The organism is Pediococcus parvulus (genome assembly GCF_007990205.1).
GTDB classification, from domain to species: domain Bacteria; phylum Bacillota; class Bacilli; order Lactobacillales; family Lactobacillaceae; genus Pediococcus; species Pediococcus parvulus.
Genome location: NZ_BJWE01000013.1, coordinates 1 through 14,156, shown reverse-complemented (window position 1 = coordinate 14,156; position 14,156 = coordinate 1). Strand labels below are relative to the sequence as shown.

At 38.4% G+C, this 14,156-nt stretch carries 10 protein-coding genes; all 10 read right to left on the bottom strand.

Annotated elements, in window-relative coordinates; all coding sequences use genetic code 11:
• Position 1: 1 nt before the first annotated feature.
• Positions 2 to 1,957, bottom strand: coding sequence for a DNA mismatch repair endonuclease MutL (gene mutL, locus PPA04_RS04205; RefSeq protein WP_057783727.1), 1,956 nt, complete (start codon positions 1,955 to 1,957; stop codon positions 2 to 4).
• A 14-nt stretch (positions 1,958 to 1,971) separates the two neighbouring features.
• Entirely contained in the window at positions 1,972 to 4,611 is a 2,640-nt protein-coding gene (gene mutS, locus PPA04_RS04200) for a DNA mismatch repair protein MutS (RefSeq protein ID WP_057783729.1), read from the bottom strand.
• 199 nt (positions 4,612 to 4,810) lie between these two features.
• The gene (gene rny, locus PPA04_RS04195) at positions 4,811 to 6,370 is read right to left on the bottom strand and encodes a ribonuclease Y (protein ID WP_057783731.1); all 1,560 of its coding nucleotides are present in this window, start codon (positions 6,368 to 6,370) and stop codon (positions 4,811 to 4,813) included.
• A gap of 349 nt (positions 6,371 to 6,719) precedes the next feature.
• A complete protein-coding gene (recA, locus tag PPA04_RS04190) occupies positions 6,720 to 7,793 on the bottom strand; it encodes a recombinase RecA (protein ID WP_057783733.1) in 1,074 nt (357 codons plus the stop codon).
• Positions 7,794 to 7,882: 89 nt separating this feature from the next.
• Positions 7,883 to 9,109: a competence/damage-inducible protein A gene (locus PPA04_RS04185; RefSeq protein WP_057783736.1), complete on the bottom strand. Its 1,227-nt coding sequence runs from the start codon at positions 9,107 to 9,109 to the stop codon at positions 7,883 to 7,885.
• Between the two features lie 98 nt (positions 9,110 to 9,207).
• A complete protein-coding gene (pgsA, locus tag PPA04_RS04180; RefSeq protein WP_057783738.1) occupies positions 9,208 to 9,792 on the bottom strand; it encodes a CDP-diacylglycerol--glycerol-3-phosphate 3-phosphatidyltransferase in 585 nt (194 codons plus the stop codon).
• A 15-nt stretch (positions 9,793 to 9,807) separates the two neighbouring features.
• Positions 9,808 to 10,689, bottom strand: coding sequence for a helix-turn-helix domain-containing protein (locus PPA04_RS04175; RefSeq protein ID WP_057783740.1), 882 nt, complete (start codon positions 10,687 to 10,689; stop codon positions 9,808 to 9,810).
• Between the two features lie 72 nt (positions 10,690 to 10,761).
• Positions 10,762 to 11,487, bottom strand: coding sequence for an elongation factor P 5-aminopentanone reductase (gene ymfI / locus PPA04_RS04170; protein ID WP_057783743.1), 726 nt, complete (start codon positions 11,485 to 11,487; stop codon positions 10,762 to 10,764).
• Entirely contained in the window at positions 11,484 to 12,788 is a 1,305-nt protein-coding gene (yfmH, locus tag PPA04_RS04165) for an EF-P 5-aminopentanol modification-associated protein YfmH (protein ID WP_057783745.1), read from the bottom strand. Before yfmH ends, ymfI begins: the two co-directional genes overlap by 4 nt.
• On the bottom strand, positions 12,781 to 14,052 hold the full coding sequence (yfmF, locus tag PPA04_RS04160; RefSeq protein ID WP_057783747.1) for an EF-P 5-aminopentanol modification-associated protein YfmF: 1,272 nt from the start codon (positions 14,050 to 14,052) through the stop codon (positions 12,781 to 12,783). The genes yfmH and yfmF overlap by 8 nt, the downstream gene beginning before the upstream one ends.
• Positions 14,053 to 14,156: the final 104 nt, after the last annotated feature.

Genomic DNA, 14,156 nt, shown 5'->3' with positions numbered 1-14,156 from the left:
TTTATTCTTGTTCTTCTAATGGTTGATGTGGATCTTGAATGCGTTTAAACATTTTTTTCATATCTTCATTGGAAAAATGTACTAAAACTGGGCGACCGTGCGGGCAATTAAATGGATTTTCAGCCTTTGATAAATCTTTCAATAATTGGCGAGCTTGTTGATCATCTAAATGGTGATTTGCTTTAATTGCTCGTTTACAGCTCATCATGATAGCTGTTTTCTCACGAAACTTGGCAACTGTCATCCGACTGTCATTAAGAACATAATCAATCATTTCTCGGATAGTATCTTCTTCCTGTCCTTCTTTAAACCACGTTGGATGTTGATGGACAACAAAACTATTTGGCCCAAATGATTCCAAATGGATGCCACAACTAGCAAGCACATCTTCTTTTTGTTGAATTCTCAACATGTCACTTGTGGAATAATCTAAAACAATCGGCACCAGTAAGTTTTGCGCATCGTCCGAAACTTCTCCAATTTGTTGACGATAGTATTCATAATTGATACGTTCCTGGGCAGCATGCTGATCCAAAATATAAAGTCCGTCCTCAGATTCAGCAAATAAAAATGTGCCGTGCATTTGTCCCACGTATCGAAGTGCCGGAAACCGCTTAGCTTCTTTTTGTGGTTTATCCATTCCCATCGTTGGGTCGCTTTTATCTGCATTTTTAGGCTGTCCGAATGGCAATGGTTGTGGTTCTTCGCCATATTTTTTTTGAAACTGTTGCAAAGATGGTGTATGCAATTCCGTCTCGTGTTTTATCACAATTGGTTTTTTTCCATTTTCAGGAAGCGCAGTAAATAATTTGTCACTTGAACTCGATTGAGCTTGTTTTAAATTATCAGAATTTAAAGCAGGTTTAGAATTGTCTATATAGCTTACCGATGCTTCGTTCAAATTAAACTGCAACTGATCCGTGTTAATTTTTTGTTTGGTTTTTAAATTTTGAACTGCTGAAGGAATCAAATTTTCCTTTGCAAGCACACCATAGATCGTTTTGGAGATTAGTTTTTGGAGCTGCTTTTCTTCACTAATCCGTACTTCTTGTTTTGCTGGATGCACATTCACATCAACCAACAATGGATCCATTTTAATGTTTAACACAGCAACTGGATACCTGCCAACCATCAATTTAGATCCGTAACCCTCAATTATTGCTTTATTTACCTGAAAATTTTTCACATAGCGCCCGTTAATCAGCACGGATATATATTGCCGAGAGGCCCGTGTAAACTCAGGCAAACTTGTATACCCTGAAATCTCAAAGTCCACATCTTCCGCACTAAATTTCACCATTTTGCGGGCATTTTGGACACCATAAATTCCGGCAATGACTTGCTGTAAATTACCCCGCCCTGATGTCCGTAATAATTCTCGACCATCATGGTTTAAGGTAAAAGCGATTTGTGGATAACTTAACGCTAAACGATTCACGATATCAGTAATGTTTGCAAGCTCAGTTTGAGGAGACTTCATATACTTCAAGCGCGCCGGTGTATTGAAAAACAAGTCCTGAACACTAATATCAGTTCCTTTCCTCAATGCCGACAATGTCTTATCAACGAGCTTGCCACCTTTAATATGAATCTGGGTACCAGTATCGTGCCCGGTTGACGTCTGTAAAATGACATCAGCAACTGAAGCGATACTAGGTAAGGCTTCGCCCCGAAATCCGAGTGAACGCACTTTGAATAGATCCTCACGGGTACTAATTTTACTGGTAGCATGTCGTTCAAACGCCATCGACACGTCATCAGATGCAATGCCATCCCCATTATCCACAATTTCAATTGATTTTAATCCAGCTTGCTCTACAAGTATATCGATCTGGGTACTGTTTGCATCAATTGCATTTTCAACTAATTCTTTAACTACTGAAGCAGGACGTTCAACTACCTCTCCAGCGGCGATTTGATCAGCAAGAACATCAGAAAGTTCATGAATTTTTGCCATTTTATCTCAGCTTTCTATTTGTTACCTAATTTCTTTTGCCATTTATATAACTGGTTCATTACATCCATTGGTGTCATAGACATCAAATTAGAATTTCGAATTTGGGCGAGAACTTCCTCACCTTGCGGATCAGCTGGTTCCGTTTGAAATAATGCTAACTGTTCATCGACTTCACTAGTCTTATGATTCTGCTTTTCTTGAACATCTTCTGCAGGTTCTTCTACTTTTTTTGACTTAATTTCTGCATTAACAAGTGTTTGATCCGTATCTTTATTTTTAATCTCTAAGCGTTTCAAAATCTTATCGGCGCGTCCTAACAATTCCTCAGGCATCCCTGCCAGTTTAGCCACATGGATTCCGTAAGACTTGTCGGCAGGACCGTCTTCCATTTTATGCAAAAAAACTAAGTCCCCGTCCTTTTCAACAGCGCCAACATGGACATTTTTGAGCTTGGTTAAAGTCTGATCCAAAACGGTTAGTTCATGATAATGCGTTGAAAAAAGTGTTTTAGCATGCACATGATTATGCACAAATTCAATAATAGCCTGTGCCAACGCCATTCCATCATAGGTCGCTGTTCCACGGCCAATTTCATCAAACAAAATCAAACTCTGTGGAGTTGCGTTTTGGATGGCTCGATTAGCCTCTTGCATTTCCACCATAAAGGTACTTTGACCCGCAATTAAGTCATCAGCAGCCCCGATTCGCGTAAAGATTTGATCGAAAATTGGTAACGTCGCTGTTTCTGCTGGAACAAAACATCCCATTTGTGCTAAAACAACTGTCAAAGCTAATTGACGCATATACGTACTTTTCCCGGACATATTTGGTCCTGTAATCAATAAAATATCAACATTGTCTGCCATTTTAACATCATTAGGCACATAACTTTGCCGACCCATTACTTTTTCAACAACAGGATGCCGACCGCCAACAATATCAATACTATGGTTTTTGGTTAAGGTTGGTTTAATAAAGTGATAGTTTTCACTAACCACCGCAAAACTCTGGAGCACATCCAATGTGGCAACCTGTTTGGCCAATTTTTGTAGCCGGTCAATCACTTGTTTAATTTGTTCACGAATTTTGGTAAACAATTCATATTCAAGCGTTGTTGATTTGTCTTCTGCTTCTAGAATTAGACTTTCTTTTTCTTTTAGCGCTGGGGTGATAAACCGTTCGGCATTTGTTAAAGTCTGTTTGCGTTCATAGCGCCCCTCTGGAACGTTACCTAAATTAGTCTTTGTGATTTCAATATAATAGCCGAATACCTTGTTATACCCGACTTTCAGATTTCGGATTCCTGTGGCTTTTCGTTCGGAAGCTTCTAATTCAGCCATCCACTTTTTACCATTGGTCATGGCATCTCGATACTTGTCCAATTGCGCGTTATAACCATCTTTAATGACGTTGCCTTCAGTAACTGAAATGGGCGGTTCGTCCACAATTGAGCGTTCAATCAAATCGGCAATGTCATCCACTGGATCTAATTTAGCAAGCATTTCTCCAAATACTTTGTCATCTAAGTCGGATAATACATGTTGAATTTTAGGGATTTGTCGCAACGACGTCTTCAACTGAATTAAATCCCGACCATTAACACTGCCAAACGCCACCCGACCAGCAAGTCGTTCTAAATCATAGACCTTAACCAATTCATCTTGAAGGTTGCTTCTTTCAAAATAATGGTCTAACAATTCAGCCACTTTGATTTGACGATCCTCAATTTGCTTTTTTTGAATCAAAGGTCGATCAAGCCACTGCTTTAAAAGCCTACCTCCCATCGCCGTTCGTGTTTCATCCAGTAGCCATAAAAGCGTACCTTGTTTTTTACCGGAACGAATTGAACGGGTCAATTCCAAATTATATTTAGAATAGTGATCCATTCTCAAATAATAAGAAGGCTCATAGGCGACCGCCTTTTGTAAATGCGCCAGACTCCGCTTCTGCGTCACTGTAATATACGTGAGCAACGTTTCAACGGTACTTTTCTCAAGCTTTTCAGTCAGACTTTGCGTCAAATAACTAAGTTCAGCTTTAACTTCAATTTTATTTTGATGCGATACCATAATATTCAGTTTTTTAAATGAATCTTGAATACGTTCATCAATTGACTGGTCTACCACAATTTCTTTAGATTGCAGATTTACCACTTCATTTATAACTGCTTCGAGGGAATCCAAATGACTTGTTTTTAATTCACCCGTCGATAAATCAGTATAAGCAAAACCAAACAGTTTGGTATCATCAGTGGTCAGAGCGGTCAAATAGTTATTGGATTTGGCTTCGTTCACATTGGAGTCCGTAACTGTTCCAGGTGTGATCAATTGAATCACTTCTCGCTTGACCATACCTTTTGCTAAACGAGGATCTTCCATCTGCTCGCAAATAGCAACCTTATAGCCCTTTTCAATTAAAATATCCACGTAATTTTGAACAGCATGGTGTGGCATTCCACACATCGGAATGGGATCAGTAGCATTATGACTTCTCGAAGTCAGCGTGAGTTCCAAAATTTGGGCCCCTTTAATCGCATCATCATAGAAGAGTTCATAAAAATCGCCAATCCTGTAAAACAGAAAGGCATCCGGATAATCTTTTTTAATCGCCATATATTGTTGCATCATTGGCGTATCACTAGTTTTTTGTGGCAAACTCTCTCCTACTTTCTACTTCACGATCATTTCACATTTAAATTAGAAAACTTTATGTTCCATTTTAACATTTTAATTTTAGAGTTCCTACTCTTCAAAACGGACTTTTCTCATTCTCGCAAGTTCAGGTGATTAATTTTTGAAAACGAAAACAAAAAAGTCTGGAAACTTTTGCGTTCCAAACTTTTTAAAATTAAATTTATTTTGCATAGTTCACTGCGCGTACTTCTCGAATTACGGTGACCTTAACTTTTCCTGAATATTCTAGCTGTTTTTCAATGGCACTGCGAATATCATGTGTCAAAGTAGTTGCTTGTAAGTCAGAAACCTTAGAAGGCTTTACAATCACGCGAATCTCTCGACCTGCTTGAATTGCATAACTCTTCTTGACCCCTTTAAAACTATTAGCCAGATTTTCCAATTTTTCAAGTCGATGAATATAATTCTCAAGAGAATCACTTCGTGCACCTGGTCGTGCTGCGGAAATAGAATCTGCAGCTGCAACCAATACTGAAGTTACGTATTCTGCTCCCACATCACCATGATGAGAAGCAATTGCGTTGATAACTACTGGGCTCTCTTTATACTTCTTTGCAAATTCAACACCGATTGCCACATGAGAACCCTCAACCTCATGATCAACCGCTTTACCAATATCGTGTAATAATCCTGCGCGTTTAGCTAACGTAACATCCTCACCTAATTCAGCCGCTAATATACCAGTTAATTTAGCAACCTCAACGGAATGATCCAAAACATTCTGCCCATAACTTGTTCTGAACTTCAATCTACCGACTAATTTAATCAATTCAGGATTCATGGAATGAATTCCAAGATCAAAAATAGTTTGCTCACCAACTTCACGGATCTTATCATCCATGTCCTTGCGAGCCTTTTCAACCATTTCTTCAATGCGAGCCGGATGGATTCGACCGTCTTGTATCAATCGCTCTAATGCCATTTTGGCAATTTCACGACGAATCGGATCAAATCCACTTAGAACAACTGCCTCTGGTGTATCATCGATAATTAAATCAATACCAGTCAGTGTTTCCAAGGTTCGAATATTTCTTCCTTCACGGCCAATAATTCGACCCTTCATGTCGTCACTCGGTAAGTTCACAACGGTCACTGTTGACTCCGTAGCCACATCTGCAGCACTTCGTTCAATTGCTTGGGCAATTAAATCCTTAGCAACTTTATTGGCATCAACTTGTGCTTTTTCTTCACTTTCGCGAATCATTTTAGCACGTTCATCTGCCAAACCATCCCGAACCTCGTTCAAAATCAAAGTCTGTGCGTCTTCTTGCGACATAGCCGCAACTCGTTCTAATTCTTCCGTTCGTTTTGTAACTAATGAGGATGCCTCTTGTTGTTGTTCGTCAATCCGTTTTTGTTCAGAACTTAACTTTTCTTCTTTGCGTTCTAAACTATCTTCACGTTTTTCGAAAGCATTATCTTTGTGGTCCAATGCTTCTTCTCGTTGTAGCAAACGTTCTTCTTGCTTTTGAGCCTCAGCTCTTCTTTGCTTAAGCTCGTTTTCTACTTGAGTTCGGTAGCGATGACTTTCGTCTTTAGCCTCTAAAAGAGCTTCCCTTTTTTCGGTTGCCGCTTGTTTCTTAGCATTTTCTAAAATACCACTAGCTGTATCTTTAGCATCACGTACATTTTTCTCCTGAATGAGTTTATGCGCGTAATACCCAATGATATAGCCAACAACAATAGCGATGATTGCGAGGATTATATTGAAAACAGGCATGTTTCCACCTCCGAATCATCAATAGTTGGTTAATTTCTAACCGATTTTTATGATGTTATTTTGATTATTCACACAATACCTAGTTTAGCATTCTCAATACTGTTTAATCAAGCTATCTCAAAATTTATATTTTCATATTGCTAGAGAGTTTATTGAAATTTAAGAAATTTTTAAGTTGAAAAGGCAAAAAAAATGTTTAAATTCCACACACAATTTAGAATAACGCACACTTTTAGTGCTAGACCATTCATTAACCGCATTTTTTAAAACTAATTTCTCCTTATCTTTTTCTGTGTCATAACAGTGGACAGAAAAATAGCCGGAAAAGTTATCTTTCCAGCCATCATCTCTATTTTTTATCTGAAACTTCCAAATCCAACTCGGAAGGATCCTTTTTTTCTTTATCCTTATCCTTTACAGCCTCTGCTTCTGGATCCATATTGTAGGCTGCACGAACCTTCTTGTAAATTTCTTCGCGTTTTTCTGGATTGTCTTCCAAATATTGCTTTGCATTCTCACGGCCCTGACCAATGCGTTCATCACCGTATGAATACCAAGAACCACTCTTATTAACAATGTCTTTCTCGACAGCCATATCAATAATTTCACCAGTCTGAGAAATACCATGTCCATACATAATATCAACTTCTGCACGTTTAAATGGTGGTGCTACCTTGTTCTTGACTACTTTAATTCGAACACGGTTCCCAATAATATCGGTACCATCCTTAATCTGTTCCGCCCGTCGTACTTCTAATCGAATAGTTGCATAAAACTTCAATGCACGACCACCAGGTGTTGTTTCAGGATTACCAAACATAACTCCAACTTTTTCCCGAATTTGATTAATAAAAATTGCAATCGTTTTGGTTTTATTAATTGATCCGGATAGTTTACGTAATGCTTGTGACATCAAACGCGCCTGCAATCCAACGTGGGCATCCCCCATCTCGCCTTCAATTTCGGCACGAGGAACCAAAGCCGCAACTGAGTCAACAACCACTAAATCAACTGCACCACTAGAAACTAATGCATCTGTAATTTCCAAACCTTCTTCACCAGTATCTGGTTGAGATAGCAATAAATCATCAATGTTAACCCCTAGGTGTTCTGCATAGACAGGGTCTAATGCATTTTCTGCATCAATATAAGCTGCTGTGCCGCCTTCTTTTTGAACTTGAGCAACAGCGTGAAGCGCAACCGTAGTTTTACCAGAGCTTTCAGGTCCATAAACTTCTACGATTCGTCCACGCGGATAACCACCAACACCCAATGCATCATCTAGTGCTAAGGATCCAGTAGAAATCGTTGAAATTTGAGTTTGGGCAGCATCACCCATTCGCATAATGGAACCTTTTCCAAAATTTTTCTCAATTTTTTTTAATGCAGCATTTAAAGCTGCTTTTCGTTGTTCATCAGCCAAATTGTTTCCTCCTTAACGGGAATATCTAACAGTCATAATGATACTGATTATTTTCTAAAAAAGCAAGCAAAAACGAACAAAAGTTCGCATTATTTTAAAATTTTATTAATGGCTTGCAAAGCGCTCATCACAACTCTTTGTTTAACGAACGGACGAATTGTTGAAAATTCATACCTTTTTGTTGTTATCGTGTTGGTGCGATCAACAATCACTATCCAAACGTTACCCTTGTGGTCATCAGTTGATGTCGATTCGATATGTGGCTGCGAAATTGCGATGCCAAGATCACTGCCAGTTTCATGCTTGACTTGAGTAGCCAATTGTTCCGTGACCACTCGTGATTTAAAATCGCCTTTTATATCAACAAATTGTTGGATTTGACGTTCGTTAGTACCAAGTACAATTCCACCACTCACTATGTTGTGATCGGCCTTGACCGCATTAAGAGTTGATAAAAATAAACCACCAGTGTAGCCTTCAACGATCGCAATATTTTGGTTCATTGAACTTAATTTGGTTGCCAAAACTTGGGCTAAAGAGTTATGCTCCCCATATCCATAAAAATACTCACCAACCTGTGCTTGAATCTGTTTCTCACATTCATCAAGAGCCTGCTGAGCCTCAGAATTCGTTTTAGACCAAGCAGTTAAACGTAAAGTCACTTCATTTTGCTTTGCATAGGGGGCAATTGTGGGATTGGATTGAGTTGCGATTAGATTTGCTAACTGAGTTGTTAACTGAGATTCACCGATACCAAAGAATCGCAACATTCGTGATCGGAGAACATGGTCACTAAGGTATGTTTCTTTAAGGAGCGGGATGACTTGTTCCGATACCATGGGCTCTAACTCACTTGGTGGACCTGGCAACAATAAAAAGTCTGGTCCCGTTTTTTCTTGATCAAAAATACCGACCGCAAAACCGGTTCGATTACTTAATGGTAGTGCCCCCTTGAGATACATCGCCTGTAAACGATTGTTTTCTGTCATTGTTCGTTTTGTTTCAGCAAAGTACTGTTCAATTTTTGTCATCGCAGATTTGTCAAAAATCAGTTCACGATTCAAAAACTTAGCAACTGTTTGTTTGGTAAGATCATCTTCTGTAGGTCCCAAGCCACCTGACAGAATAATTAAATCACTTCGTCTGGCAGCCAGTTTTAGCGTTTCTTTTAACCGTTCAGGATTATCGCCAACTGTGGATTGAAAATACACATCAATGCCAAGATTCGCCAACTCACGTGCTATAAATGGTGTATTTGTGTCCGTAATTTCACCAAGTAAAATTTCTGTTCCAACTGCAATTAATTCTGCTTTCAAAGTTTACCTCCCACTTTCAAATACGCTTTTCTTTCAAAATATTTTTTTAAATTAAAAAAGAGCTTGGTTAGTATAAGAACCAAACTCACTTCGCTTTCCTACTTAAATCCATCTGCAAAAACATCCCTATTTTGAACAAAATAATCAATTCCTGAATAAATTGTAAAGAACAGGCAAATATATAACATGATGGCAGCCATTGGAATATGGATAGCTGCAAACAATACATTGTTTAAAATTAATAAAATAATGGCTAGCATCTGTGATGTTGTCTTTATTTTTCCAGGCATTGCCGCCGCCATAACCTGACCATTGTTCTCCACAATTAGTAACCGTAATCCTGTAACTGCCAGTTCACGACAAACAATAATTGCAATGACCCAAGCTGGGGCCTTGCCTAATGAAACCAAAATAATGAAAGCCGACATAACTAACATTTTATCGGCCAGTGGATCAGCAAATTTACCAAAATTGGTCACTAAATGATTATGACGGGCAATTTTTCCATCCGCCAAATCCGTAAGGGAAGCGATAGCAAAGATAATTGCTGCCAAAACTTTAGTGACAGCAATCGAGGTGCCTAACCAGGTCACCGTTCCCCACGTATAAGGAATGACCATAATAATAATAAAAATTGGAATCAAAATAATGCGGAATACCGTTAATTTATTTGGTAAGTTCAAGGATTTCCCTCCTAATTAGTCATCAATAGTTAAAGTGATTGTCTTTGTTTGGGTCGTATCTTTTTGAGGGTTAAAATCAAAACTCTTACCATTTACAGTAATCGTTGTTTGAGGTGCATTTCCCATTGTGATAGTCACTTTTGATACTCCTTTAGCAATCTTTTCAGTATGTGAAGTTCCTGTTTGTAAGGTGGAAGACCAGCTCTGTGTCCCATCACTTGATACTGAAATCCAAGCATTACTTGTGCCTGCCTTGAAGGTTAACTTGGAACCACTTTTAGGTGCATTTTTAAGGGTGTATTCTGTAGTTGAACTGCCAACTTGACTAATCTTTTGTGATTCAGCCTTGGAAGAGGAGCTTGAAGATTCGCTTGAACTGGAATCTTTTTTCTTCTTTGTACTACTTGCCTCATTCGTCACACTAACTCTACTGCTATTTAAATGGGGCTGACTAGAATTATTTGCGTGGCTCATTCCCCAAATAGTGCCAAGAACAACAACCACAATCACAACGACCACAACGGTTGGCACATATGCCATGTACTTACCATATCGTCTAGAAAATTCACTTTCTTTTTCCACTTGTTTATGTTGCGTTGTTCTAGAAGGTAACGGACCGGTTGCAAAGCTTTTGGCACGTGTTTCAGCTTCTTTAGATGCTTGCAAACCACCTGCTAATAGCTTATGAGCATCTAGACCAACCACCGCCGCATATTGACTCACAAACGATTTTACATAGTAGTCACCGGGCAAATCATTCATTTGTCCCGCTTCAATTGCCATTAAATATCGCTTTTGAATTTTTGTTTTTTCTTGAATATAATCGATCGTTAAGCCTTGATCTAATCGTGCATCTTGGAGTTGCTTACCAATCTCCTTATTTTGTCTTTCACTCATCGCTTTTCACCCACTATTAAATTAGTCCGCTACTAGTATAGCATATTAAGAATCGTTTTCCGGTATCACAAATTATTTTAACCAGCCACCATCAACATAAATTGTTTGACCCGTCATATAGCCAGCCTGGTCGTCTGCCAACTGAACTGCCCAATAAGCAATTTCATCAGCTTTAGCAAATCTGCCAACAGGAATCTCAGCTGCAATCTTTTGATGATCCTCTTTAGAAAAAACACGATTCATTTGGGTATCTACAGCACCCGGAGCCACAACATTAACTGTGATACCCAGAGTTCCAACTTCTTTTGCATAGGCATTAGCAAAAGCTGTTTGAGCTCCCTTCACCGTGCTGTATGCAACTTCCATTGCGCTTCCGAAGCCACCATAAACGGAACCGATAAAAATAATTCTGCCGTTATTTGAATGGGCTAATTTAGATTGGAAAGCTTTTATCATTTCAATAGGTAACGCAACTTGCATCATCCACATTTTCTGAAGGTCTTCCACCGAAGTTTCAGTTAATAGATGATAGTCGGTGGTGCCCTGTGCAAAAATCAAAGCATCTAGTTCAAAAATAGATTGCAAAAAAACAGGCAAGTTTTCTTTTGTCTGCATATCAAACGCAACGCCAAAAAATTCTTGATGAGGGTATGCCTTAATAAACTGGTGAATTAGTTGCTGAACAACGACTTTATTTTGATTGTAGTGTAAATATAGTGACCACCCCTTTGCAGCCAATTGTTTAGCAATCGCACTACCAATATCACCTGATGCGCCAAGAATTAATGCATGCTTCATAATTGAGTCCCTTTCGATGGTTGAATTTGAAAGGTGCTAAAGCCTTTTAAGTCAAGAAAGTTATGGGAAAGCAACAGCAAATCATCTAAAGTCATCGTTTCATAAATTGCCGCCTGATCAAATACAGTTGCTTGATCAAATTGGGCCTCATAACTGTTGGCAATTGCTTCTACCGAATCCATCCTCTGTAGTAAGCGACCCATCATTTCTTTTTTGGCCAGTTGAAATTGAGATCCCAGTTGAGGTAGTATCTGTTCGGTATGGCTCAAAACGGCTTTAATCGCCTCCTGGAACTTTTCTGGTTGATCAGTATCACCACTAAAGCTTGCATAATGGAAAGACCGTTCCATATCAAAGTCATATGAAAACGTATCATCAATCACACCCTGATCATACAGTTTCAGATATTGCTCAGAAGATTCACCAAACAATAAGTAGAGCAATAAATTAGCTTTCAAACGATAGGCTAATCCTGCTCGTCCCACCGGAACATCATCTAACCCTTTTAGTCCCACAACACTTTTTGGCCGATTAATATCCATGCTCACAACCTGATGTTTTATTATATCGTCAAAATCGGCTTCTTGATTAGGTAATTTTACTTGGGGTTCAGTAAACTTTTCGAAATTCTTTTTATTTTGATTTTCTTTAATCCAGCCTAGCGTCTTATCCGGGTCAACATTACCAACCACAAAGAGGTCCATATTGGCTGGATTATAAAAAGTATTGTAGGCCGCATACAAGTCATCGGCAGTAATTTGGGAAATTGAATTAACAGTGCCCGCAATATCCAAATGCACGGGATGATGGGGATATAAATTTCCTAAAATACCCATATAGAGTTTCCAATCAGGATCATCATTATACATTTGAATTTCTTGTCCAATAATGCCTTTTTCTTTTTCAACAGATGCCTCTGTGAAATAAGGTTCTTGAACAAAATCAAGAAGAATATCTATATTTTCGTGAATATTTTGGGTGGCAGAAAATAAATAGCTGGTCTTAGTAAAACTGGTAAAAGCATTAGAATCTGCACCGTATTCACCAAACAAATCAAAAGCATCATATCCTTTTTTATCAAACATTTTATGTTCTAAGAAATGGGCAATCCCGGCCGGCTGAGCCACATACTCTCTTTGTCCTTGCGGAATAAAAGTCCGATCGATCGAACCAAAATTGGTTGAAAAAGTAGCATAAGTTTTGTGGAAATCTTTTTTTGGCAAAATATTAACTTGTAACCCGTTTGTTAAAGTTTCTGAATATAATGTTTCGTTAAATTGTTGATATAGTCGTTTATGCATGTTTTTTGGCCCCCGAACTCAAAAAATAAATGGCTTGTAACTGAACTTGATTGGCCACCGTAACGATTTCCAAACGTGAAACATTTTGAATTGCTTTAACCCATTCGTTAGTCGTTGTCTGGCTACCAACTAATCGATTAGTCAGTGCGCGGCTCGTGTATGATCTTTCAGCATCTAAGGACCCAATATAATTTGAGATTAATCCCGTTTTAATCTGGGCGAGATGATCATCTGAAAAATCATTATTTTGAATGTCCTTTAATTGCTGATCGATAATGGTTAAGACACGATCCTTATCTTGTGCATTAATCCCAGTTTGCACCACCATTAGACCATTAAAAACATCCACATTGCTTGTTGCATAGTAGGCCAAACTAGCCTTTTCACGCACATTTAAAAATAATTTGGACAGCGGTGACCCGCCAAAAAGAGCGTTGAAAACAATCCCAGCATAGTAAGTTTCATCCCGAAAATTCGTTGGAAATTGATACGCCAAATCTAATTTTGATTGTACAATCATTTGTTCTTCAGTTTTTTGCTGAATTTCTTTTCTTGCTAAATTTAACCGTGTAATGTCAGTATGATTATTGGTACGTTCACTTAAAGGCCACTTTTGAATGATTTCTTGAACTTGAGTGGCAACCACATCGCCAACCACAAAAATTTCTACTCGATCCTGGGCTAATACTTTTTGATAATACTCAAAAAGAGCCTGATTTGGAATTTCAGCAATTTGTTTTGCATCTCCAAATGTTGGCACACTCTGAATATCCTCCGCCCCAAAATATAATTGTTGCAGTTGCAATGCCGCATATGATTGCTTATCATCTTTTAAAGCATTAATGTAAGCCACTAAATTTCTTTGCTGACGTTGGTAAGTTTGCCCATAAAACTGACGATTTTCTGTCAGTGGATTAAAAATCATCTCTTGTAAAAAGGCCAGTCCTTGATCCAGCACATGTTCGGAGCTAGCCAAATAGTGATCATTGGGTAACGCGAGTGAAAACATAAGATCATGCACATTTTGTTTACGCATCAAACTGGTGCCAAAACCTGCGCCATATAACTGCGACAATTTTTGTGAAACTAAAATTTGATTTCTATATTTTTGCGAACTTGTTTCTAAAATATTGGCTAATAATGACCGATAGCTTGTTTCTTTTTTTGATGCGTTTTCTAAAAAATGAACGGAAACTTGCGTATTTTTGAACTGTGAAACAGGAATCACTGTTAAAGTGACTCCTGGTTTAATTTGAATTTGCACGAAATAACCTCATCATTTAACGTATTTTGATACATAAAAAATAATACCAATCCACATTAGAATAGCGTTTCTATCTTTTCAATGCAAATCAATATTATTTTAGG

Bases quoted from the DNA above. Each gene is read 5' to 3' on its own strand.
- mutL (WP_057783727.1), bottom strand. From the start codon at position 1,957: ATGGCAAAAATTCATGAACTTTCTGATGTTCTTGCTGATCAAATCGCC.
- rny (WP_057783731.1), bottom strand. From the start codon at position 6,370: ATGCCTGTTTTCAATATAATCCTCGCAATCATCGCTATTGTTGTTGGC.
- PPA04_RS04175 (WP_057783740.1), bottom strand. From the start codon at position 10,689: ATGAGTGAAAGACAAAATAAGGAGATTGGTAAGCAACTCCAAGATGCA.
- ymfI (WP_057783743.1), bottom strand. From the start codon at position 11,487: ATGAAGCATGCATTAATTCTTGGCGCATCAGGTGATATTGGTAGTGCG.
- yfmH (WP_057783745.1), bottom strand. From the start codon at position 12,788: ATGCATAAACGACTATATCAACAATTTAACGAAACATTATATTCAGAA.